Raw genomic sequence first — 22175 nt, forward strand, 5'->3', positions numbered from 1 at the left:
GTGATCGACGTCGAGAGCTACGAGCGCGCCGTCGAACTGGCCGGGGAGTTGTCGGCCGCCCCCGGGGCGGGCGGGCGCCCGATCCACGAATGGCTCGAAGTGCGCCCGTTCCTGGGCACGCACCCGACCGTCACGGAGTGACCCCGCCCCTGGACCGGGCACCGCTGCGCGGGCCCCCGGTTGCTCGCGATCCCCGTCCGCCGGAGCCGACTTCGCGGCGGCCCGGGACGCCGAACCACATCGACGAGGCACCGGGGTGACTGCGAAGTGGGCGTTGTCCGGGGGCCATTGGGCGACGGTGCTACCGGCACGTTTACGCCGGCGGGTGCCGACCGGGCGCTCCGCTCGCATGGAATGGCGCATGGAATGGATGGTGTCGGGATTGCGCGGGTTGCGTGTGCGGTGGTCCTGCTCCACGCGCGGTGTTTCATGGGCCTGAAAGGTTCTTCCGGGTCTTCGTCCCGTGCGGCAGGATCGCCGGATGACCGTCCATGAGGAAGCTTCGTGGCAGGTTCCCGGCACGGCGGGGTCTTCGGTGGTGAGCACCGACGGCGTCCCGGCGCCGGACCGGTTCGGTTGGTGGGCGGAGATGGTCGGCCGGCAGGTCATGCCCGTGTCCATTCGCAGCGCGCACTCGGCCCGGTTTTCCGGCGCCGCGCAAGCGGTGGAGGCGCCGCACACGCAGGTGACGGCCTTCGGCTTCTCGCCGATGACGGCGCGCCGCTCCGCGGTGCAGATCCGCCGCCACGATCCCGAGTGCTACTACCTGGTGCTGGTGCGCGGTACCCCGATCCGATTGGAGCAGAGCCGTCGTACCGCCTGTCTGGAGGCAGGCGGTATGACGCTGTTCTCCACCTCCCACCCGCTCGACTGCGACTTCACCGACGCCGGCCGCCGGACCCGGCTGACGCTGATGCGCCTGCCGCGCGGCACCCTCCCGCTCGCGGGCGGCCGTGCCGACCGGCTGCTCGGCGAACCCGTCTGCACCCGCACCGGACCGGCTTCGTTGCTCGCCTCCTACCTCGCGCAACTGCCCCGAGCCGCGCGCGGCAGTTCTCCCGGACACCTGGCCCGCCTGGGTGCCATCGGCGTCGACCTCGCCTCGACCGTGCTCGCGGCCGTTCTCGACGCCCATGGCACCCTGCCCGCCGCCACCCGAAAGGCGGCGCTGCTCGCTCGCGTGCGCGTGTTCATCGACCACCATCTGGCCGACCCCGCACTGCGGCCCGCCGCGATCGCCGCCCATCACCACATCTCCGTGCGTGCCCTCCACGAACTCTTCCGCGACGAACCGGAGTCCGTGGCCTCGACGATCCGGCGCCGCCGCCTGGAACGCTGCCACGCCGACCTGGCCGACCCGGCACTACGGCATCGCACCATCGGTGAGACCGCCGTGCGCTGGGGGCTCCGTCCCGGCGACCTCAGCCGGGCCTTCCGCGCCCTGTACGACACCACACCCCAAGAGGTCCGCACCCAGGCGCGGGACGCAGACGACCCGCGCGCTCCCTGCTGACCACCGGCGCACGCGGCCGCGTCCACGGAGTGGATCGCCTTTCCCGCAGCCACCTCCCGGAGGGTGCCCGGGACGCCTCGCCGGCGTCGCCGATCCCACGAGCGAACGGACGTCGGCGCTGCGTCCGCGAGCCGCCCGGTACCCACTTTTTTGTGGGTACTTGGCGGCGGGCGGCGGCGAGGAGAGGCTGGTTGCGGGCGGTCGAGAGGCCGCCGAAGCGGGCGAGACGTGGGGTGACGGATGGATCACGAGACCGGCTGGGTGCCGGCGAGCCGCTCCAGGCGGCGGTGCCCCCAGTCGGACAGGGGAGCGAGCGCGTCGGCGAGGTCGCGGCCGAAGTCGGTCAGCGAGTACAGGGTCTTCAACGGCAGCACGTCGTACACCTCACGGCGCACGATCCCGTCGTCCTCCATCTCGCGCAGCGCCTGAGTCAGCACCTTCTCGCTCAGGCCCGGCAGTCGCCGACGCAGTTCTCCGGGGCGCTGCGGGCCGAACTCCATGGCCCACAGCAGCGCGGTCTTCCACTTGCCGTCGATCACCGCGATCGCGGCCGTCACTCCGCAGACGTTCGTGTCCCGGGCCCGACTGCGCGTCATCTCGCCCCTCCATTCCCTGTCGTCGGTCGATCGTCGTCCGTCGACATTTCCACACGCTCCGTTTGTCCCGCTATTCCATCTGTTCCGCTTGTTTCACGGGAGTCGAATCATGTCCTCACACACCGAACAGTCTGCCGTCACCGTGCTCGGTCTGGGTCCGATGGGGCGAAGCCTGGCCGGCGCGTTCGTCGACGCCGGGCTGCGGACCACGGTCTGGAACCGGACGCCGGGCCGGGAACACGACCTGGTCGCGCGCGGCGCGATCGGTGCCGGGTCGCCCGAGGAGGCGGTCGCGGCAAGTGCGCTGACCGTGGTCTGCGTGGTCGACTACGACGCGGCGGATGCCGTACTGCGCCGCGCCGAAGTGGCCGACGCGCTGAAGGGGCACACGGTGGCGAACCTGACCGCCGACACGCCGGACAGGGCCCGCGATACCGCCGCATGGGCGGCCGAGCGGGGCGTCCGGTACCTGGACGGGGCGATCATGACGCCGACCACGACCATCGGAACGCCGGCGGGGGTGTTCATCTACAGCGGACCGGTGGACCTCTACCGCGAGCACCGGCCGGTACTGGACGCACTGGGCGGCACCCACACCCACCTCGGCGAGGACATCGGCCGGGCGGCGGCGTACGACGTCGCGCTACTCGACATCTTCTGGACCGCGATGGCCGGCTACGCGCACGCCCTCGCACTGGCGAAGGCGGAGGGCATCGGCGCGCGGGAACTGGCGCCGTTCGCCAAGGGCATCGGGGCGATCCTGCCCGCGATCATCGAGCAGTCCGCGGAGGAGGTGGACGACGGTACCTACTCCGGCGAGGGCAACCCGATCACGTCGGCGGCAGCGTCCATGGCGCACATCGTGCACGCCTCGGAGGCACACGGCATCGACGCCGGCGTGATGCGCGCGGCCGAGGGCATGGCCCGCCGCGCCATCGGACTGGGCCACGGCAGCGACGGGTTCACCCGGGTCACGGAGATCCTGGGGCGTCGCTGAGCCATGTCCGACGGAGCGCCGTGGGCTTGACGGTGTCCGGCGCGTGCGATCCCAAGGCGTAGGACCTCCCGGCCCTCGGCCACCTCGGCGAGTTCGACGACCACGTGGGCCGGCTTGTGTACTTGCGTGTGGAGGAGGGGCTCAATCGGATGGCGTGAGCGAGGAGTACACGCCGAACCATTGTTCGGCGCCGTACTCCTCGAACCGCTCCACCCCGGGTGAACCCCAGCTTCGCCGCGAGGCGCATCGCGCGGTCGTTGAACGTTTAGAACTCTCCCAGCCGTTCGCCGTGTTCGCCGTGATCGGTGAGGGCGGTGAGGGCGGTGAGGGCGGTGAGGGCGGTGAGGGCGGTGAGGGCGGTGAAGGACCTGGGTCTCCGGTCGTTCTCCGGAACGGGTGCGGGTGGCTGCCGGTCTACTTCTCCGGAATATCGGGGGATGTACCGGATTTGTTTCTTTTGTCCTTTGGCTTGGTTTCGCCTTTCGGCTTCTTGGTCGAGCCTCGGGTCGGGGACTCGTCGCCGGCGGGTGAGGAGACCTGATTGTCGACGGGGCGGGTTGTGCCACGGGGCGGAGGGAGAGCGGTCGCGAGCGTGGGTGCTGCCGAGGACGTCGGGACGGAGGTTGTCGTCGGGGGGACGGTGGGTGGGGCGGGGGCCTGCGTCGAAGGCGGGAGGGGCGCGGTGGTCGGCGCGGGACGGCTGTTGTCCGCGTCCGAGGCGCTGTGGTCGTTCAGGACCGCCACGGTCGCCACGGTCGCGCTCAGGATGATGCCGGCCACCAGACCCGCGGTCGTCAGGTGACGTCGTCTCCGCTGCGCCGTCCCCGTACCTGATGCGGCCGACGGTGAGACCGAGACCGAGGCCGAGGCCGACGTCGACGGAAGGACCTCGGTGAGGGCAGCGTGGCCGTTCGCGACGACCGGTGTGCGCGGCGCGCCGGACGTGGGTCCGGACGATGACGCGGCGGCGTCGAGCAGGCGGACGCACTCGGCGGCGCCGGGCCTGGCGGCGGGATCGGCTCGCGTCATCGCCCCGATCGCGGACGCGAGTTCGCCAGGCACGTAGGAAGGGATGTGCGGCGAGCGCAGCGAGCGAGCCACGGCGGCCTCGAGGGAGGTGCCCGGGTATTCGCGTTCGCCCTTCAGCGCCTCCAGCAGGACCAGGCCGAGGGCGTGGATGTCGCACGCGGGCCCGGAGCCCTGTCCGAGGATCTGCTCGGGCGCGAGGTAAGGGATGGTGCCGACGATCGTGCCGGGCGTGGAGCGGGTGGGTTCGTCGACGAGGCGCGAGATTCCGAAGTCAGCCAGATACGGGGCGTCGCCGGGGCCGATCAGGACGTTGGACGGCTTCACGTCCCGATGCACGATGCCGGCCGCGTGCACGTATTCCAATGCCGAGGCCAGTCGTGCGCCGAGCCTGGCAACCCGGGCGCCGGTCAGGGGGCCGTCCAGGATGTGTTCCCGCAGGGTGACACCCTTGATCAGGCGCATCACCACATACGTGCAACTCTCGTGCCAGCCGACATCGTGCACCGTGACGAGGGCAGGATGCGACAACCTGCCCAGCAACACCGCCTCCTGGCAGAACCGTTCCGCTGTCATCGCACACACGCCGGGTCGGAAGACCTTGACCGCGACCTCCCGCCGCAGTCGCAGATCGACGGCCCGGAAGACGTCGGCGGTACCGCCCGCGCCCAGCAATTGCCCCAGGCGATAGCGACCGTCGAGGATGCCGCCGCTACGCGGAGGGGGACGCCGTATTCGGCGCGGCAATGCCGTCATGCAATCTCCCCGGATAGGTCCCGACAACGCCCGGGTCCCTACCCACTCTTCGTCCCCCCATACCGATGCGCGACCCGCATGCCCACAACTCCATGCGCACGCACGGGGCATCCATGCTGCTACGGCACGTGCATGCGGCATCCGACATCGTCCGCCGCCATGTGTGGCTTTGGGTGCTTTTGCCGCGACCGTGGCTCGCCGGTGTCGGTGAGGACGGTCGTGCGACTCGGCCCGATGGTGACGTGCCATCAGCCCGGGCTGGGGCGCGGGGCGTGGGCGCACAGGTGGGGCCGGTGCACCGTTGTGACGTCACTCGTACGTGTGTTCCTAACATGTCGGCATGACCGATGTCGTGCCCGTCCCTCCGCAGTGTCCTTCTGCGCGCACCCTGCGCGGCGTCCGGGTCGGGTATGTGCGGCAGACCTCCTGTCCGTCCGACTTCGCCTTCGTGACCTTCGACTTCGCGCCGACCACCGGCTGGGGAGACGACTCGCTGTGGGTCGAGTTGGATCCCGAGGTACGCATCGTCGGCGACGCGCTGCCGGTTGCGTATCTGACCGCGTTCGTCGCCGGGATCGAGGAGGAGTGGGCGCTGCGGTACCCGGACGAGCGCCTGGTGGGGGCGCTCACGATCACCGAGGTCAGGCTGCACATGGTCGACTCGCACAAGGGCTCGTTCCGGATGGCCGGACGCAAGGCGGTCGACGCGATGCTCGCTCGCCTCCGATCCGATCCGGCCGGCCCCGCGGACCACACCGACCGAGAGGCTACCGCCGGGTAGGTTCGGGCCGGCCCGATCGAGGCGTCCTCCGCAAAGACCCGGCGCCGCAGGCTCAACGGGGCCGGCGACCGCCGAGCCGACGCGGCCCTCCACCGGACCGTCCTCAGCCGCCTGCGCCGGGCGGGCCCGGCCGGGGTCCGAGCACCCGGGAAGTGGCAGAGTGGGGGGATGACCAGCACTTCGTCGACTTCCGGCGGCTCCTCGGAACAACGCCGCGAAGCGCTCCGGGACTTTCTGCGGGATCGCCGGGCGCGGCTCACACCGGGCGACGTCGGATTGCCCCCCGCGGGCCGACGTCGTACCCCGGGGCTGCGCCGCGAGGAGGTGGCGGTGCTGGCCGGGGTAGGGGTGTCCTGGTACACGTGGCTCGAACAGGGCCGTGACATCTCCGTCTCGACCGAGGTGCTCGACGCGATCGCCGGTGCGCTGCGGCTGAGCGATCCGGAGCGCGTTCACCTCTATCTGCTCGCCGGCCTCAACCCGCCGCCCGCCGGCGGCGAGCCCGCGGCCGAGGTGACAGCCGAAATCCGGCAGTTGCTGGACGCGTGGGCCCCGCGGCCCGCGGTGCTGCGCGACCGCTCCTGGAACGTCCTGGCCTTCAACGACCCGGCACGCGCGGTCTTCGACTTCGACGGCACCGCCCGTAACTGTCTCGTCACGTACTTCACCAGTCCCCGCTACCGCGCGATCCCCGACCTGTGGGCGGCAGGAGCGCCCGCCGTGGTGGCCGCGTACCGCGCCGACGCGGCCCACGCGCCGGGCGACTCCGCGTTCGCACGGGTGGTCGACGGACTTCGCGACGCCAGCCCCGAGTTCGCCGAGCTGTGGGCCGGGCACGAAGTCGGCGCCCCCGCCCAGGCCGTGAACGCGCTGCGGCACCCGGAGGCCGGGGACCTGCACTTCGACGCGACGACGCTGACCGTCGCCGACCATCCGTACTGGAACGTCGTCCTGTACAACCCGCGGCCCGGCACGGACACCGAAGCCCGCCTCGCAACCCTGCGCCACCTGCGGCTCGCCACCCCGGCCTGACCTTCCTCGGGCGGAGCGCGCGGATCATCCTGGTGGTGCCACACCCACGATAAACGCGCACTGTATAGCCGCGAGCCGGCCCCGCACGCTGGATCCATGACGCACAACAGCACCCGCTTCGGCGGCAAGATCGTCCTCGTCACCGGCGGCACCAGCGGCATGGGCCTGGAGGCCGCCCGCAGGCTCCTCGACGAGGGTGCCCGGGTGATCGTCACCGGACGCGACAAGGTCCGCCTCGACAGCACCGTCGCCGACCTCTCCGTCGCCGCCACCCCCGCTTCCGCAATTGCCGACGCCCCTGCGGACCGCGGCGACCGCGTCCTCGGCATCTCCGGCGACGCGACCGACCCGTGCGACCTGGACGCCTTGTTCGCCGCGATCCGGGAACGCCACGGCCGCCTCGACGCGGTGTTCGCCAACGCGGGGATCGGGGCCTTCCAGCCCGTCGGCGAGGTTACCGAAGCCGAGTTCACGCGCGTCGTCGACGGCAACTTCAAGGCGGCGTTCTTCACCGTGCAGAAGGCGCTTCCGCTGCTTGCCGACGGGGGCGCGATCCTGATCAACGCGTCCTTCGCCGTGCACCACGGGGTCCCCAACACCGCGCTCTACACGGCCACCAAAGCCGCGGCGCACAGCCTGGCCCCGACCCTGGCCGCCGAACTGGCGCCGCGCCGCATCCGGGTCAATTCGGTGAGCCCCGGCTACACCGACACCCCGGCGTACCGCGCCGAGGCCTCCGACGAGGCGCGGGCCGGCGTCGGCGCGGTGGTCGCCGCAGGCCGCGTGGGCACCTCGGACGACATCGCCGCGGCGGTGGCCTTCCTGCTCTCCGACGAAGCGTCCTACATCAACGGCCAGGACATCGTCGTCGACGGCGGCCTCACCGCCGCCACCCCCGCCCAACTCCTCTGACCGCCGAGGGAATTTCGCAACCAGGGCGGGGCCGCGAATCCGACCTTGCCCGCAGCGTCCCCGCAGGGTTGCCGTGCCGGCCCTTCGCGCGGCATCCCGCGGGATCGATTGGCCGGGCGCCTCGTTCCCCGCCTCCATCCCTGCGCTCGGGCCGTGGTCGGCGAAGGTGCGAGGCCAGGGTTGTCTCGTGTTCGATTCGCCTGACTTCGATCTGGCACCGTACGCAGACTCCGACGTATCCGCCGTGCGGCGCACTTATTGCAGTTGGAGTGAGGCGGGCTGGCGTTCGCTGCTCGTGCAGTGCTTCGACCATGCGCCCGAGGTCGATCAGCTTCGGCTGCCCGGTGTCTGCGACCTGCATCTGGTGCTCTGTGTGGCCGGCGACGCGGTCATGCGGACACAGTCCGACGGGAGAGCGATCCGCAGTCGCCTGCTTCCCGGCAATCTGGAACTCGTGGTTCCCGGTCGGTCGAGCGTACGCACCTACCGGACGACGTCCGCCATGCGCACCATCCAGGTGCACATCCCGTCTGCGACCGTCGATCGAGCCGCCGCCCACCTGGGCGGTGCGGACCCGGACTTCGAAGCGCCGGCGGCTGCGGCGGGTGCGGGCGATCCGGTTGTCGAACATCTCTTGCGCGCGCTGCCCGCCGCCGGCGGTGCGAACGATCTGTATGCGGAATCGGCCGCCGCGTTCCTGGCTGCGCACCTGCTGACCCGGGGCCGGCAGGAACGCCTGCCGGGCCCCGAACACGCGGCGGTCCGGGTGGGCGTCGCCGTCATGCGCGACCGGATGGCCGAGCCGCTGACGCCGGCCGACATCGCCGCCGAAGCACACCTGAGCGTCTACCACTTCATCCGCGTCTTCCGGGAGGCGACCGGCGAGACACCGCATCGGTTCCTCACCCGGCTGCGGATCGAGCGAGCGCGGCAGTTGCCGGCCGACGGCACCCTCACCATCGGACAGATCGCCGAGCGTTGCGGTTTCGCGAGTCCCGGAGCGCTGTCCGCGGCTTTCCTGAGTCGGGTCGGCGTCCGGCCCTCGGTGTACCGCAATACCGATCGGTGATCGGGCACTGGTGGATGGGGGATGTGATGGGTCGTCGGCAAGGGTGTATCGCGGGTCCGACGGGTGATCGGCAAGGGTGCACCGCAAGATCCCACCGGTGATCGGCAATTCGGCGCATGTTCCCGGGCCGGACGCGTCGCTGGTTTCGGACGGAGTCATACGGCACCTCGTCGCCGCACCATCACATTCGCCGACGGACCCGGACGCGTCGGGTGTTCGCTCGGGTCGCGGCGTCGGGCCAACCGCGACACGGCGGTCGCGGTACCGCAGGATGGTCCGTTCGCGGGAGCGTGCGGCAGCGAACGAAAGGAATCGGATCTTGCGCAGCTACGACGCGACAGCGACTTCGACCGCATCTCCGGCCGTCGTCTGGCGCCTGGCCGCGTTCGGTTACGACGACGTGCGCGGTGTCGCGCGTAGGGCGCGGCCGGCGCCCGAGGGGTGGGGCGGCCGGCCGCGACGTGTCGACGGGGTCGTTCGGGCCCACACGCGAACACTCCGCGACACGACCCACGGTGTCGCCCGGCCGGCCGGCTGTCCGGAGCCGCGCCGGGGCCGGGCCACGGATTCACCCGATTCGGCGTGCCGATGCTCCGTCATCGACCGCTGCGGAGGCTTCCGAAGACTCGAGCGACCCGCCGATTCCGGCCGAGCCCGACTCCCGGCGGTCACGGGCGGACCCGAACACCCGGCCCTGCACCGCGAGGTCACGCCTGTGATCGGCGGGTCCGCGACACCGGGCCACCCGCCGAGCGACCGGCCGTCTCCAGCAACTCGATCATGCTGCCCTGGAATTCGGGAAGCATCCGCAACGCCACGACCCACGCGTCGACGTGATCGGCGAGGAACTCGTCGGTGAGTGCGCGCAACGTGCGATCGTAGGCGTCCGAGGTCGCGGGCCCGAGGGAGTGGAGGGCCTGCGACCGGGGCGGCGCCGCGGGCACCGACCCCCGCGGTGTCACCCGCGCACCCGGCGGGACCCGATGCCACCACGGACCGATGGCGCGATCGGCATCGGGGGTTCCTGTCGTCCGCAGGTCGAACCGGACCGCCTCCGCGCGGGACCGGAGTTCGTCGGGGCAACCGGGCTGATCGGCGAGGGTGAGGGCGCCGACCGGTCCCCACGGCCGCGCCTCGTCGGCGCGCAGTACCTCGTCCCATTCCAGCGTCGCTCGCGGGGACAGCAGCAGCAGATGCATTTCCGAGGGGTGGATGTACGCGGCGTAGTAGTAGTGCCCGTCGGGCAGGCCGACGTCGAGGTTGTGCAACCGCCGGACGAGAATCTGCCGCCGGGCTTTGAAGACGCTGAGCCGGTCGAGGATGGCCGGACCGTCGCGATGGGCGAACGCACGTGTCACCACGTCCCGATCGGCATCGTCCATGAGCGGTCCATGCCTCGTGAACAGCGCACGGCCGGCTTTCGGGCCCAGTGCGCCCAGCAGATTGTGGGCGGCGCGAAATGCGACGGATCGGGCGGTGGGAGGGCAACCGCGCACGATCAGCCCGCGCAGGCCGTGCACGATGTGTTCGGGATTCACCGATTCGACGAGCGCGTACCGTTCCGCCACCGTGCGGTCGTACGGAGAGCTGTCGAGCACGGCTCGGCCCGGGTCGGCGATCGCCATCACGCGCACCATCAGATCTCGATCGATGCGGGGATGGACGGCCAGGCGCCAGGCCAGTGGGCCGTCGGCGTGGTCGGCCAGTCGGCGCAGGGTCCGCGGCGCGACGGCCGGATTCTCGGCGAGCAGGTGGCGCGACGCGGGCGATCCGTGCGCGATCACCGCGTCGACAACGCGGGGATCCGGGGTGGCGGCTCCACCGAGGACGCCGCGCCGGATCTCCGCGCCGCACCGTTCCAGCACCGGCACCATCACCCGGCGCGGCGCGCGACTCAGCAGCGTGGCCCACTCGCTCATGCGTTCCCCCTCGACGGACGGCGTCAGGCTAGCCACCCGACCGAGCGAGCCGCACGTGCGTTTCCGCCACCCTCACTCGGTCCCGGCGGAGCGTCCTCGGCCGGGACTCCGGGTGACCGCTGCTCGGCCGGGGGCCGTGGTTCGCGCCATTGGGCCGCCCAGTGCGGCCAGGAGTCGCGCAGGTAGCAGGCGAAGGGAAGCCACCGGATCAGGTCGTTGGTGACGAGGATGATGCCGGACGCCGACGGCCATTGGCCCGAGGCGTACAGCCACAACCAGCCGAGCGGTCCGAGGATCTTGCCGACGAATCCGACGGCCGCGACGAGGAAGCCGTGCTCGGGGCGCAGCGCGACGTCGAGGTAGAGCATGCCGTAGAGGCCGAGCACCATGCCGAGGGTCGCGAAGATCTGCGGGTGTTCCTGCGGCGGCATGTCCGCGAAGCGGAAGAGCCACTGAGGGTCGATCGCGGCGTGGCAGCCCCAGGCGATGTTGTGGACGCCTGCGGCGGCGAACGTCCGTGCAGACGCCGACGCGGCATCGGTGGGAGGGTCGGATTCGGCGGCGGGGGGCGCAGCGGCATCCAACCAGGTCAACCGCGGTGTTAGTGTCCCGTGCATGGGGGAACAGCGGGTGGTCGTCGTGGGGGGAACCGGCTTTTACGGCCGGTATGTTGTGGATGACCTGCTGCGTCAGCCGCACGTCGCGGTGACCGTGGTCGCCCGGCGCCGGCCGGCCGAGGCTTTCGATTCGCCGCGCGTCGACTGGGCGATCGCGGACCACGCGGACGTACGGAGTCTGGCCCGGATCGTGGAGGGTGCCGCGGCCGTGGTGCACTGCGCCGGGCCCTTCCAGTCGATGGAGCCGGATGGCACGCCTCCCTGGGGGCCATTGCGGGCCGCGCTTGCCGCGGGTGTTCCGTACGTCGACATCAGCGAGGACCGGGCGTTCCGGCGCGGCGCGCTCGCGGCGGCGCGGTCGGCTTCGGTTCCGGTACTGATCGGGGCGTCGGTGGTCCCGGGGCTTCAGGCGTTGCTGGTGGCAGACATGGTGCGGGGCCTTCAACGGGTCGACGCCATCCGCTGCGCCGCGGCGCCGGACACTCGGCGTCACCGGGGACCGGCGATGTTCGCGGCCATGCTGCACGGTGCGGGGCTGCGTTTCGAGGCCCCGCGAGGTGGTGTACCGACGGTGGTGCACGGTTGGTCGGAGCCGGAGTGGGTGCGATTCCCGCCGCCGATCGGCAGACGACTGGTTCATCAGGTGTACGAGATGGCCGATCTGGACGTGCTGCCGGACCTGTTCGGGGCGCGCACGGTCAGCTTCAAGGCAGGTAGCGAATTCCCCATGCTGAACCGGGCCTTGGGGGCATTCGCGGTGGTCAGGGCACGGACGGGCAGGCCCCGTCGTCCGCAGGAGTGGACGTCGGTGGTCCGCGGATTGTCCTGGCTCGCCGGGCGCGCGGGCGATGAGGCGGGGGCGTTCATGGTCGAGGTCGCCGGCGATCGGGACGGCCGTACGGTGACCCGCCGCGTGGGCATGACCGCGCGTCGGCACGGCGGTCGCATGCCCGCCCTGCTCGCGGGAATCGCGGTGGAGAGGCTCCTCACCGGCCGATTGAAGGCCGCCGGAGCCGTCCCCTTGGACAGTTGGCTGCCGCCAGGCGAGTTGTACGCGGCGCTCCTGGAACGTGACATACGTCTGTGGACCTCGTCGGACGACGACTGGCACCCACATTCCCTTTCTCGCGGCCTGGTTGGCGCGGTGCCGTAGCGCACGGACGCGGTGGGTCCGTGCGGAGCCCCTGTGGGGGCGGGAGCCTCGCGCGCCCATCGACGAAGAGGGTGGCGGTGGTTCGGGGCGCGGTCGTTCGTGTCGTCGGCCGCGTGTAGTTTCCGCCTCGGGGTTGGCTGAGGACTTCGGAGGCACGGTGTCGGAGAGTTTCCTGCCGGCCACGCGTATACCGAGGGCACGGCGGGATTTCGAGACGTGGTTGGACGCCCCCGTACCGGGGAACGGGATGTTGGCCAACCCCGGTGAGATGTTCACCGGTTGGTTCTGGGACGGCACCGGGTCGGACGACCGTTGGGCGCAGGTCGGGAAAGGGCGAACTCGGCGCGTCGACATGCGCGGCGGCGGTTGTGTCGTGGCGTGGGGAGGGCCGGTGCGGATCGCCGTGGGGCGTTCGCACCGGCCTTCGGGGGAGGGTCAGTTCGGGTGCTTCACCCATGGGGATTTGGCATACCCGCTGTCGACGTGGAACACCTGGGGGTTGCCGTACAGCTTGCGGACGCGGATCTTCCACACGGCCACGCCCTGCGGCGGCTGTACCACCAGGTCGAAGTCCGCCGGGCGCCCTGCCTGGCGCCACTGCGCGCACGCCTCGACGCAGGCGGCCACCAGTTCGGTGAAGTACTTCGTGAGCTTGACGATCGAGGGCGTCTTCCCGGTCTCCTCTTTCATGTGTTTCAGACAGACCAGGTCGGTTTCCATGCTCGCGGTGCAGAACGCCCGCGGAACCCACGACTCGTGGATGGGGATCCAGGTCAGCGCGGTGACCCCGCCGGGAAGCTGGATCTCCGTGTAGCCGAGCTTGTTGATCGTGGCGCACACGACATCCCAGTCGACGCCGCGCCACGCGAGTACGTTGACCGCCTTGGACAGTTCGAGCGCGGTCGACTTCGCCGGCATTCGCTTCTTGAGCGCGGCGAGGATCGTGTTGTTCCGGCAGTGCGCGAGGACCTGCGCGATCTCCTCCGGCTCCAGGCCCGCGATGCACACCAGCCACGGCTTGCCGTAGAACGTGACCATCGAGGTGCACGCCTCCAGTGCGAGTGTCCCCATCGTGGACAGGCACGTGAACCGGCCGACGACCTCGGGCCGTACCAGGCTCACGCTGCCGGACAGATTCAGGCTTGCCGTGACGACCGCGCTGATCGGCGCGGCGCACACGTTGGTGATCCGCTGCTTCTGCTGGTCCTCGGAGAGCGTGTAGGACGTGCCGAGTTGCACGTCGATCTGCGCGCCGAGGTGGACCGTGGTGACCTGGAGCAGGGGCAGGGCGACGTTGCGGTGCTTGACCAACGGGGCGGTGAGCGGTTCGAGGATCACGGTGAGCTGGAACGAGCCGATGTCCAGTAGGGCGGCGTCCGCATCGGCGACGATCGTGGCGAGGTCGTCGAACGCCGCGGTGTACGAGGCCAGCGTGGTCGTGCGGTGCAGTTCGACGGTGGTCGAGCGCTGGGCGAACGCCGCCAGCTTGGCGTTCGCGCCCGGCAGCGCGGCCAGGAGGCCGATCATCAGCTTGGTGGGCGAGGTGAACGCTCCGAGCCGGTCCCTGGTGGCGGTCTTGAGTCGTGCGCCGGTCACGTCGGCGCTCATGATGTCGTCGTGCCGGACCGACAGCAGTTCCTCGAGGGCGTCCTCGACGGAAGCTTCGAAGTGGACCTTCAGGTCCTCGAACACCCCCAGCGCCAAGTGGTCGATGAGCGCGACCATCTGGGCCTTCCACAGCGCCCGGCGCACCGGGTCGGCGAGGTGCGCGAGTTGCGCGTCCACCTGCTGGTTGGCGTTGTCCTTCCACTTCTGCATGGCGCTGTTCGCCTGGCCCCGCAGCACCGCGTGCAACGCGGGCTTCAGTTCCGCCTCGTTCGCGGGCCGTTCGGGTGGAGTACCGTCTGCCCCACCGATCGTGTGCTCGGTCATTGCCGCACCCCCCAATCCCCCGCCGCGCGCTCGACGCCACGACGAGACGAGGTCGCGGCGGGCGGCGGCGTCGACAATTCTGACAGCACATCAACTCCCTACGGGACAAGATGCGTTGATCCGATACGGCCAGGTGTTCGGCGAGCTCTTCGCCCCTGGTCCGGCATCGGTGTCGCCGGCCGCTGCCGCGCGAATGGTGGCCCCGCGGCCCCGCGGCCATGGCGTCGAGGGCGCTCCGCCGGCGTGACTCCGGGAGGACGCCGATCTCGCCGGCGGCTCCATGGGCGCCTTGCAGGAGTCGGCCGTTGAGGACGATCCCCGTGGTGATGTGGCGACCCGCGACGACGTTGACCGCCGGCCTGCCCGACAAGGCCGCCGCCGGCGTCGCCGACCTGATCACCGGCAGGAAGAACGCCGACCACAGTTCGGCTCGTTCCTCGTCCGGGAGTGGGCCAAGGCCAAACGGTACGGACGGTCTGCCCGCCGCCACGCAGCAGTACCGGATCGCGCTACGTCGCTGACACCGCCCGTCGCCCGCGGACGGCATCGCGAGGGTGTCCAACTCCGTTCTTGACGACCGGGGTTGGACACCCCGACTCCGTCGTTCGCGCCGAGGTTCGGGCCCGGATTCGTGCGGTGATGGTCCGTCAGGAGGCGGCCGGATCCACGGGATCGACCACGACGAGTTCTTCGATGTGTTCGTTCAGTTGCTCGCGTGCTTCCTGGGGCAGGCCCGTGTCCATGATCAGCGTGTCCGCGTCGCCGAGTCGGGCGATCGTGCTGATCCCGATCAGGCCCCACTTGGTGTGGTCGGCGACCACGACCAGACGGCGGGCGGCTCGCACGAGGGCGTGATTGGTCTCCGCCTCCAGCAGGTTGGGCGTGGTGAATCCGACGCGCGGGCTGATGCCGTGGACGCCCAGCATGAGCATGTCGACGTTGAGGCTGCGTAACGCCGCGACCGCGACGGGACCCACCAGCGCGTCCGACGGCGTGCGCACGCCACCCACGATCACCACGGTCTGATCGGATCGGCCGGATTGGTGGAACACGTCCGCGACCGGAATCGAGTTGGTGACCACCGTGAGCCCCGGAACGTCGACGAGTTGCCGCGCCAGTGTCCAGGTCGTCGTCCCAGCCGACAACGCGATGGCGCTGTTCGGCGCGACCATTGCCGCCGCACGCCGGGCTATCGCCTCCTTCTCCGCGGCCTGCAGCCCGGACTTGGTCACGAAGCCCGGTTCCTCGGTCGAGCTGCCGTCCCTCGACGTGGCGCCGCCGTGCACTTTGACGATCAGACCCTGCGCGGCCAGTACTTCGAGGTCGCGTCGAATGGTCATGTCCGAGACCCCGAATTTCCGCACCAGCGTCGCGACGCGGACGGAACCCTGATCGGCGACCATTTCCAAGATCGTGTTTTGTCGCTGACGTGCCAGCATTGCCGATCCTCCCGCCCGTAGGTAACCAACATATTCCAACATAGCAGTGTTCGTTTCCCGCGCCGCGCTCTGCCTATCGGAAAGATCCTTTGTGCGCACCCTTTCCTGTCGGGTGGAGGCCGCGGCAAGAGTATTTACCAAACCGAGTCTTGTTGGTTAATGTTGGAACTGCTAGATATGTGAGTCGCATTACGAGTGAATACCGCGCCTTCATGTTCGATTGCAAGATCGACTTTTCCGAGCGCAAGAGGAGTTCACCTCGAGAATCTCCCGTTTCGGCAGGTCGGAGCGCTTCCGTCGAGGGGAGCGAAGCATGACGGCCGGGCATGTGGACGCATCGACCATCGAACATGCGCGGTTCTCCCGGACCGCCGACATTCACAGGGGCTGACCATGACGCACCACAGACGCACCCGGCGGAGGGCCGCGATGGTGGCGGCGTTCGCATTCGCCGTGGCGCTCACGGCCTGTTCGTCCGGCAAGGACGAGAACAAGTCCGGATCGCCCTCGGGCCCACCGGTTTCCTTATCCGGCACCATCAAGATCGCCTATTTGCAGAAGCAAGGTGACCAGCAGTACTTCGTGGACGAGGCGGACGGCGCGCGCGCGAAGGCCAAGGACCTCGGGGTCGACCTCAAGGTCGTCAACCTCGGAAACGACACCAACAAGGCCGTCAGCGAGGTTCAGGCGGCAATGGCGCAGAAGTACAACGGGATCGTGATCGTCGTGCCCGACCCCGCGGTGGGACCGCAGGTCGTCGACATCGCCACGCGGGGCGGCGCACCGCTGCTCGCGTCCGACGACCAGATCTGCGTCGGCGGGGCCGATCCGACCAAATGCGCCAAGGACAAGCTGGTTCCGCGCGTGGGCTTCAGCGGTCCCCAGATGGGCACGCAGGTGGGCCGGCGAGCGGCCGAGGAATTCAAGAAGGCGGGCTGGACTCCGGCCGACACCGCGATCATCGCCGCCTGGAAGCAGGACGTGACGGTCTGCACCGATCGGGTCGAGGCCGCCCACGAGGCGTTCAAACAAGCGACCGGCGCGGACGTCAAGGTGCTCAAGGTCGGCACCGACAACACGCCGCCCGACGCGCAGAACAAGACGGCGGCCACGGTGAGCGGCAACCGATCGGTGAAGCACTGGATCGTGTGGGGTTGCAACGACGAGAACGTCAGTGGCGCGGTCACCGCGCTGCAGAACGGCGGCTATGGATCCGAGGACGTGATCGGCGTCGGACTGGGCGCCTATCTGGCGTGCAAGGACTGGGGTTCCGGCAAGCCGAGCGGAATGAAGGCCGCGTTGTTCATCAATGGCCACGAGGTCGGCGGCCTCGCCGTGCAGACCATGGTCGATCGGCTCAGGAACGGCAAGCCCTTCCCCGCCGAGGCGTTCGCGACCACCAAGATGGTCGACCCGTCGAACTGGCAACAATCCGGCCTCAAGTGCACGTGACCCGGTTCGGCTCGCGGCCGCGTCGACCAGCCCGCCGCCACCCCTGACGGCACCGCCCGGCACGAGTCGCGGCGACCCGGGCGCCCACACGGGTCGCCGCGACCTCCCGAACGCCCTCGAGGTCCAGTCATGACGAAAAGCCCACCCCTCGACCTCCCGGGCCCCGCGCTCGCCGTCGAGAACATCCACAAGGACTTCGCCGGAGTCCACGCACTGCGCGGCATCACGCTGGACTTCCCCCGCGGCACCGTCACCGCGCTGATGGGGGAGAACGGCGCCGGGAAGTCCACCCTGATCCGGATCATCAACGGCGACCATCGACCCGGCGACGGCCGCGTCCTCGTCGCCGGCACACCACGCGAACTCCACAGCCCCGCCGACGCCCGCAGGCACGGGATCCGCGTGATCGCGCAGGAGCCCGAGATCGTCCCGCACGTCAGCGTGGCCGAGAACGTCTACATCGGCGCGCTGCCGCGCAAGACGGGCCGCATGCTCGACCGAGGCACGCTGTACCGGCGCATGCGCGCCGACCTCGAACGCCTGGGATTCGCACACGCCATCGCCCCCGAGGCGCTCGGTTCCCAACTCTCGCCCGCGCAGCGCCAACTCGTTGAAATCCTGCGCGCGCTGACCACCGAGGCCACCGTCCTGGCCTTCGACGAACCGACCTCGTCGCTGTCCGAACACGAGGTGGACGCGCTCTTCGACCTCATCCGGCGACTCCGCGACCAGGGTCTCGCCATCATCTACGTCTCGCACCGCATGCAGGAGATCTTCCGACTCGCGGACCGCATCGCCGTCCTGCGCGACGGCGAACTCGCCGGCGTACGCGACGCCTCGCGCACAGACGAGGGCGAGGTCGTACGCCTCATGGTCGGCCGCGACCTGTCGGCCCTGTTCGCCCGCAGACGCAGCGCGCGCGACCGCGTCGTCCTGGACGTCCGCGACCTCACCAGCGAACACGTGTCGAACGTGAACCTGGAGGTACGCGAGGGCGAGGTCGTTGCCCTGGCCGGTCTGGTCGGCGCCGGGCGATCCGAACTGGCCGCCGCCCTCGTGGGAGACCTGCCGATCCGCTCCGGCGAGGTACGCGTCGAGGGTCGGCCGCTCCGGCTGCGCATTCCCCGGGACGCCGTTCGGGCGGGCATCGGGTACGCACCCGAGGAACGCAAGGCCCAGGCGCTGTTCATGACCGGCTCGGTCCGGCACAACATCAGCGTCGCGGTCCTCGACCGCCTGCGTCGCTTTCGATTCGTCAGCTCGCGTCGCGAACGAAGCCTCGCGCAGGAGTTCGTCGACCGCCTCGAAGTGCGCACCCCCTCCATCGACCACGAGGTGCGCAAGCTGTCCGGCGGCAACCAGCAAAAGGTCGTCCTGGCCCGCTGGCTCGCTCGTCGACCCAAGATCCTGATCCTGGACGAACCCACCCGCGGCATCGACATCGGTGCCAAGGCGGAAATCTACCGTCTCATCGACGAGTTGGCCGGGGCCGGTGTCGCCATCCTCGTCATCTCCTCCGAACTGCCCGAGGTGCTCGGTCTCGCGGATCGCATCGTCGTGATGCAAAACGGCGGGATCACCGGCGAACTCGACCGCGCGGACGCCGACGAGGAGAGCATCCTCGCCCTCGCCATGGCATACGACCTCGCCGAACCGACCCAGGGGAACCCGTCATGACCACCACGACCAACGCGCCGCCGCCGATGCCCGCCACCACCACCGGCGGCCACGCCCGGGCGTGGCCCCGACGCGTCGCCACGGCCGTCGGCGCGCAGAACACCAGCCTCATCGGTGCGCTCATCGTCGTCGTCGGCACGTTCGCCTGGCTCGACGACGGCTACCTCACCACCGCCAACATGACCGTGATCGGCGACACGGTCGCGGTGACCGGCCTGCTCGCGGTCGTACAGACCGTCGTCATCATCTGCGGCGCGCTCGACATCTCGGTCGGCTCGCAGGCGGGCATCGCGTCCGTCGTCAGCGCCATGGCGTTCACCTCGACCGACGGCAACGCGGCCCTGGGCGTTCTCGCCGCGGTCGGCGTCGGCATCGCGGCGGGCGTGGTCAACGGCATCGTCATCGTGTACGGGCGGGTCAACCCCGTCATCGCCACGCTGGCCACCCTCGCCGCGTACAAGGGTGTCGCCCAACTGCTGGCGGGCGGCCGCGCACAGGGCTACGTGCTCGGCGACGACTTCTTCATCTTCGTCGCCCGCGGCAAGATCCTCGGACTGTCCGTCCAGATCTGGACGTTGTTCGTGGTCGCCGTGGCCGTGCACGTCCTGCTCAAGTACACCGACATCGGCCGCAACATCTACGCCATCGGCGGCAACGACACCGCGGCCCGCCTAGCCGGCATCAACATCAACAAGTACCTGGTGGCCGTGTACGCCCTCGCCGGCGTCGTCGCGGCGATCGCCGGAGTCATCCTGACCGCGCGCACCGGTTCCGGCCAGCCGACCTCCGGCAGCGAAGGACTGGAACTCAAGGCCATCACCGCGGCCGCACTCGGCGGCTGCGCCCTCAAGGGCGGCAAGGGCGGCATCGGCGGCACACTCCTCGCCGTCTTCCTCCTCGGCGCCCTCGAAAACGGCCTCAACGTCGTCGGAGTCAACTCCTTCTGGCAAAACGTCGCCCAAGGGGCGCTCCTCGTCGTCGCCGTCGTCGTCCAACAACGGCGCAACGGGGAACGCGCCGTCGGATTGCCCACATAGGCACCGACGTTGCCGCTCGCAGGGTGGTCCACGGGCGGGAGCAGGAGTCGCCACGGGGGCCGGCCCAGGCGTGGGGCGGCGTCGACATCGGATCCGGTGACACGGAGTAGCAACGACGCGGGCCGCCTCCCGCACCCCGTCCGCGTACTTCGACATCGCGTCGGCGCCCGCCGGCGGATCGGATCGTCGGTTACCCACTGTTCTCATTGCGTTCAGCGTGAGGTGGCAGATCGGCCCGGTTCGAGCCTGTTGACTGAGGCCGGTGTGCTCGGACGGGGACGCAGGCAGGCCGCATGGCCTCGGGGGAGAAGGGACCGTGGTGGGTAGGTCTGGGCGGAGCGCAATGCGGCGACACATCATCGACCGGGCGGTCGAACGGGAGTTCCACAGTGCGTGGATGCTCGCGGACCTGGCCGAACACGACTTCGAGGTCACCTTCGCCACGGTGAATCCGCTGCTGCGCCGGATGGAGGCGGACGGCGTGCTGATCGCCGAGCGTCGCGAGATCGCGGGACGCGCTCGGCGGATGTACCGGGCATCCGAGGCGACGCGGACGGAATTGGCCGAGGAGCGGCGGGCGCTCGCCGAGGCGATTCGTGAGGTGTTGCCCGCCGGTCGACCCGGCCGATCCCAGGCGCCGGTCGAGTAGTTCGCGCCGGTCGCGAAGCGGTCGGTCGGTCGGCGATACGACGCACCGGGGTCGGATGCCGGGCTGCCCGGGCTCACCCTCACCCTCACCTTGACCCTGACCCCGACTCGGACCGCCGGCCGGTGCCGGCAGAACGAGCCGGGGGAGAGGGCCGGCCGCTCCCACCGCCGTATCGCGCCGGTGACCCGCAGTAACGCGGGCACAGGGCAGCCACCGCGTTGGGACGCGGCCCGTGATCTATCGTGGGTGGGGAACGTCCGTGCGCCGTTCGCGCCGGTGGACGGAGGCAGCGCACCGCGCCCGGGCGCTTCGGGAGACTTATACGGAGCCGGTGCCGTCGCGGCGATGAGTCTGCCGACTCCCACAGGTCTACCTCCCCACCGAGACAACCGACTCATCGGGAGCAGGACATGGGACTCATCCACATCGAGATGTTCGCAACCCTCGACCTGGTCGGGCAGTCGCCCGGCGGCCCCGACGAGGACCCGGTGGGGTTCCCGTTCGGCGGCTGGCAGGCGCCCCTGCTGGACGAGGTCGCCGGGGCGCAGATCGGTGCCGCGTACGAGGGCACGGATGCCCTGCTGCTCGGCCGGCGGACGTATGACATCTTCGCCGCCTACTGGCCGCACCAGGAGGGCGGCGAGGACAACGAGATCGCCACGCTCTTCAACAGCGTCCCGAAGTACGTGGCCTCCCGCGGCAGGCCCGACCTCTCGTGGGCCGGGTCCACGCAACTCGGTCCGGATCTCGCCGACGCGGTACGCGAGATCCGGGGCCGGCACGAGCACGTGAAGGTCGTCGGGAGCCTGAACCTGGTGCAGAGCCTCCTGCGCGAGAAGCTCTTCGACCGTCTCGACCTCTGGGTGCATCCAATCGTGCTGGGCGTCGGGAAGAAGGTGTTCGACGCCGGCGCGGTGCCCACGAACCTCACCCTCCTCGAACCGCCGGCGGCCGGTCCGCAGGGCACCGTGTACCTGCGCTACGGGCTCGCCGACGGCACGCCCGGGACCGGGGACATGAGCGCACCCGATCGAGGTGTCGGGCGCGAGGACTGAAGCCGCCCCTCGCCGGGTGACCTCGCGGCCTTCGGGAACACGGCTGTCGTGTTGGCGTTGACGCCGACGTCAAGGCGTAGCGTCCTCGAGCGATTGCCATCGCCAACGAGGAGAACGGAAACCACGTCGATGACCACCACGGCGAACCCGGCCGACCGCGCCGCGCTGATCGAGTGCGATCAGGACTTCTTCCGGGCGCTGGTCGCCGCGGACGGTGCGCGCCTGGACGAACCAACGACCGACGATTTCATCCTCGTCGGCGTCGGCGACGGTGTTTCGGTCACCAAGGCCGTGCTGCTGGAAGCCGTCGTTTCCGGCGCCGTGCGATTCCCGGCCGTGCGGTCCTTCCCGGACGAGGCCGTCGTTCGGCGCATCGGCGATGTGGGTGTCATCGTCGGCCGGACGAGCATGGACTTCACGCGGACCGACGGTTCGTCCTTCACTGCCGCAAGCCGCTACACCCACGTCTTCTCGGTTCGCCACACCGGCGGATGGCGCCTGCTTTCCGCACAGGGCACGGAGATCAAACCCGGTACGTGAACGCGGCGGCCGGAACTCTCGTC

Annotated in this window: 20 protein-coding genes and 2 pseudogenes; 15 read left to right on the forward strand and 7 right to left on the reverse strand. The window is 70.2% G+C overall.

All coding sequences use genetic code 11. The features are described from left to right. Both ACZ4FV_RS37945 and ACZ4FV_RS37950 read left to right on the forward strand, forming a co-directional pair. Positions 1-141, forward strand: a pseudogene (locus ACZ4FV_RS37945) (YciI family protein); the annotation flags it as partial. A 340-nt stretch (positions 142-481) separates the two neighbouring features. After that, positions 482-1513, forward strand: coding sequence for an AraC-like ligand-binding domain-containing protein (locus ACZ4FV_RS37950; RefSeq protein ID WP_465325135.1), 1032 nt, complete (start codon positions 482-484; stop codon positions 1511-1513). Between the two features lie 245 nt (positions 1514-1758). Here the strand turns inward: ACZ4FV_RS37950 and ACZ4FV_RS37955 are convergent, their stop codons facing one another. Then, positions 1759-2109: a winged helix-turn-helix transcriptional regulator gene (locus tag ACZ4FV_RS37955; protein ID WP_402239609.1), complete on the reverse strand. Its 351-nt coding sequence runs from the start codon at positions 2107-2109 to the stop codon at positions 1759-1761. Between the two features lie 109 nt (positions 2110-2218). Between ACZ4FV_RS37955 and ACZ4FV_RS37960 the strand changes: the two genes are divergently transcribed. Then, positions 2219-3106 (forward strand): NAD(P)-dependent oxidoreductase, encoded by an 888-nt coding sequence (locus ACZ4FV_RS37960; RefSeq protein ID WP_465325137.1) that lies wholly within the window; start codon positions 2219-2221, stop codon positions 3104-3106. 141 nt (positions 3107-3247) lie between these two features. Here ACZ4FV_RS37960 and ACZ4FV_RS37965 read toward each other — a convergent pair. Both ACZ4FV_RS37965 and ACZ4FV_RS37970 read right to left on the reverse strand, forming a co-directional pair. Then, positions 3248-3371 (reverse strand): annotated as a pseudogene (locus tag ACZ4FV_RS37965) (GNAT family N-acetyltransferase); the annotation flags it as partial. A gap of 149 nt (positions 3372-3520) precedes the next feature. After that, a complete protein-coding gene (locus ACZ4FV_RS37970) occupies positions 3521-4888 on the reverse strand; it encodes a serine/threonine-protein kinase (protein ID WP_465325139.1) in 1368 nt (455 codons plus the stop codon). A 340-nt stretch (positions 4889-5228) separates the two neighbouring features. Here ACZ4FV_RS37970 and ACZ4FV_RS37975 point away from each other — a divergent pair, with 340 nt between their 5' ends. From ACZ4FV_RS37975 to ACZ4FV_RS37990, 4 genes are all read left to right on the forward strand, one after another. After that, entirely contained in the window at positions 5229-5669 is a 441-nt protein-coding gene (locus ACZ4FV_RS37975; protein ID WP_402239616.1) for a hypothetical protein, read from the forward strand. Between the two features lie 168 nt (positions 5670-5837). Continuing rightward, positions 5838-6701, forward strand: a complete 864-nt coding sequence (locus ACZ4FV_RS37980) for a helix-turn-helix transcriptional regulator (RefSeq protein ID WP_402239617.1) — start codon at positions 5838-5840, stop codon at positions 6699-6701. Positions 6702-6797: 96 nt separating this feature from the next. Further along, positions 6798-7613, forward strand: coding sequence for an SDR family NAD(P)-dependent oxidoreductase (locus tag ACZ4FV_RS37985; protein ID WP_402239619.1), 816 nt, complete (start codon positions 6798-6800; stop codon positions 7611-7613). 187 nt (positions 7614-7800) lie between these two features. Next, positions 7801-8682 (forward strand): helix-turn-helix domain-containing protein, encoded by an 882-nt coding sequence (locus ACZ4FV_RS37990; RefSeq protein WP_465325141.1) that lies wholly within the window; start codon positions 7801-7803, stop codon positions 8680-8682. Between the two features lie 707 nt (positions 8683-9389). On the opposite strand, the gene ACZ4FV_RS37995 is transcribed toward ACZ4FV_RS37990, so the two are convergent. After that, positions 9390-10601 (reverse strand): hypothetical protein, encoded by a 1212-nt coding sequence (locus tag ACZ4FV_RS37995; protein ID WP_402239623.1) that lies wholly within the window; start codon positions 10599-10601, stop codon positions 9390-9392. A gap of 23 nt (positions 10602-10624) precedes the next feature. Further along, the gene (locus ACZ4FV_RS38000; RefSeq protein ID WP_395860005.1) at positions 10625-11194 is read right to left on the reverse strand and encodes a hypothetical protein; all 570 of its coding nucleotides are present in this window, start codon (positions 11192-11194) and stop codon (positions 10625-10627) included. A gap of 22 nt (positions 11195-11216) precedes the next feature. Between ACZ4FV_RS38000 and ACZ4FV_RS38005 the strand changes: the two genes are divergently transcribed. Continuing rightward, positions 11217-12371 (forward strand): saccharopine dehydrogenase family protein, encoded by a 1155-nt coding sequence (locus tag ACZ4FV_RS38005; RefSeq protein WP_395860003.1) that lies wholly within the window; start codon positions 11217-11219, stop codon positions 12369-12371. A gap of 435 nt (positions 12372-12806) precedes the next feature. On the opposite strand, the gene ACZ4FV_RS38010 is transcribed toward ACZ4FV_RS38005, so the two are convergent. Beyond that, on the reverse strand, positions 12807-14303 hold the full coding sequence (locus ACZ4FV_RS38010) for a hypothetical protein (protein ID WP_395860001.1): 1497 nt from the start codon (positions 14301-14303) through the stop codon (positions 12807-12809). 305 nt (positions 14304-14608) lie between these two features. On the opposite strand from ACZ4FV_RS38010, the gene ACZ4FV_RS38015 reads away from it, so the two are divergent. Continuing rightward, on the forward strand, positions 14609-14824 hold the full coding sequence (locus ACZ4FV_RS38015; RefSeq protein ID WP_402239627.1) for a hypothetical protein: 216 nt from the start codon (positions 14609-14611) through the stop codon (positions 14822-14824). Between the two features lie 126 nt (positions 14825-14950). Here the strand turns inward: ACZ4FV_RS38015 and ACZ4FV_RS38020 are convergent, their stop codons facing one another. Further along, positions 14951-15742, reverse strand: coding sequence for a DeoR/GlpR family DNA-binding transcription regulator (locus ACZ4FV_RS38020; RefSeq protein WP_395859997.1), 792 nt, complete (start codon positions 15740-15742; stop codon positions 14951-14953). Between the two features lie 393 nt (positions 15743-16135). Here ACZ4FV_RS38020 and ACZ4FV_RS38025 point away from each other — a divergent pair, with 393 nt between their 5' ends. From ACZ4FV_RS38025 to ACZ4FV_RS38050, 6 genes are all read left to right on the forward strand, one after another. After that, positions 16136-17194, forward strand: coding sequence for a substrate-binding domain-containing protein (locus ACZ4FV_RS38025; protein ID WP_465325144.1), 1059 nt, complete (start codon positions 16136-16138; stop codon positions 17192-17194). A 129-nt stretch (positions 17195-17323) separates the two neighbouring features. Then, positions 17324-18871, forward strand: a complete 1548-nt coding sequence (locus ACZ4FV_RS38030; protein ID WP_465325146.1) for a sugar ABC transporter ATP-binding protein — start codon at positions 17324-17326, stop codon at positions 18869-18871. Beyond that, entirely contained in the window at positions 18868-19908 is a 1041-nt protein-coding gene (locus ACZ4FV_RS38035) for an ABC transporter permease (RefSeq protein ID WP_402239635.1), read from the forward strand. Before ACZ4FV_RS38030 ends, ACZ4FV_RS38035 begins: the two co-directional genes overlap by 4 nt. 343 nt (positions 19909-20251) lie before the next feature. Next, positions 20252-20557, forward strand: a complete 306-nt coding sequence (locus tag ACZ4FV_RS38040) for a PadR family transcriptional regulator (RefSeq protein ID WP_395859990.1) — start codon at positions 20252-20254, stop codon at positions 20555-20557. A 410-nt stretch (positions 20558-20967) separates the two neighbouring features. Next, positions 20968-21612, forward strand: a complete 645-nt coding sequence (locus tag ACZ4FV_RS38045; protein ID WP_402239638.1) for a dihydrofolate reductase family protein — start codon at positions 20968-20970, stop codon at positions 21610-21612. A gap of 48 nt (positions 21613-21660) precedes the next feature. Then, positions 21661-22152, forward strand: a complete 492-nt coding sequence (locus ACZ4FV_RS38050; RefSeq protein WP_395859987.1) for a nuclear transport factor 2 family protein — start codon at positions 21661-21663, stop codon at positions 22150-22152. Positions 22153-22175: the final 23 nt, after the last annotated feature.

It is taken from the genome of Embleya sp. NPDC025285, assembly GCF_055558835.1.

Excerpts from the sequence above, each read along its gene's own strand:
- ACZ4FV_RS37950 (WP_465325135.1), top strand. The coding sequence starts at position 482 with ATGACCGTCCATGAGGAAGCTTCGTGGCAGGTTCCCGGCACGGCGGGG.
- ACZ4FV_RS37955 (WP_402239609.1), bottom strand. The coding sequence starts at position 2,109 with ATGACGCGCAGTCGGGCCCGGGACACGAACGTCTGCGGAGTGACGGCC.
- ACZ4FV_RS37960 (WP_465325137.1), top strand. The coding sequence starts at position 2,219 with ATGTCCTCACACACCGAACAGTCTGCCGTCACCGTGCTCGGTCTGGGT.
- ACZ4FV_RS37970 (WP_465325139.1), bottom strand. The coding sequence starts at position 4,888 with ATGACGGCATTGCCGCGCCGAATACGGCGTCCCCCTCCGCGTAGCGGC.
- ACZ4FV_RS37975 (WP_402239616.1), top strand. The coding sequence starts at position 5,229 with ATGACCGATGTCGTGCCCGTCCCTCCGCAGTGTCCTTCTGCGCGCACC.
- ACZ4FV_RS37980 (WP_402239617.1), top strand. The coding sequence starts at position 5,838 with ATGACCAGCACTTCGTCGACTTCCGGCGGCTCCTCGGAACAACGCCGC.
- ACZ4FV_RS37985 (WP_402239619.1), top strand. The coding sequence starts at position 6,798 with ATGACGCACAACAGCACCCGCTTCGGCGGCAAGATCGTCCTCGTCACC.
- ACZ4FV_RS37995 (WP_402239623.1), bottom strand. The coding sequence starts at position 10,601 with ATGAGCGAGTGGGCCACGCTGCTGAGTCGCGCGCCGCGCCGGGTGATG.
- ACZ4FV_RS38005 (WP_395860003.1), top strand. The coding sequence starts at position 11,217 with ATGGGGGAACAGCGGGTGGTCGTCGTGGGGGGAACCGGCTTTTACGGC.
- ACZ4FV_RS38010 (WP_395860001.1), bottom strand. The coding sequence starts at position 14,303 with ATGACCGAGCACACGATCGGTGGGGCAGACGGTACTCCACCCGAACGG.
- ACZ4FV_RS38020 (WP_395859997.1), bottom strand. The coding sequence starts at position 15,742 with ATGCTGGCACGTCAGCGACAAAACACGATCTTGGAAATGGTCGCCGAT.
- ACZ4FV_RS38025 (WP_465325144.1), top strand. The coding sequence starts at position 16,136 with ATGACGCACCACAGACGCACCCGGCGGAGGGCCGCGATGGTGGCGGCG.
- ACZ4FV_RS38030 (WP_465325146.1), top strand. The coding sequence starts at position 17,324 with ATGACGAAAAGCCCACCCCTCGACCTCCCGGGCCCCGCGCTCGCCGTC.
- ACZ4FV_RS38035 (WP_402239635.1), top strand. The coding sequence starts at position 18,868 with ATGACCACCACGACCAACGCGCCGCCGCCGATGCCCGCCACCACCACC.
- ACZ4FV_RS38040 (WP_395859990.1), top strand. The coding sequence starts at position 20,252 with ATGCGGCGACACATCATCGACCGGGCGGTCGAACGGGAGTTCCACAGT.
- ACZ4FV_RS38045 (WP_402239638.1), top strand. The coding sequence starts at position 20,968 with ATGGGACTCATCCACATCGAGATGTTCGCAACCCTCGACCTGGTCGGG.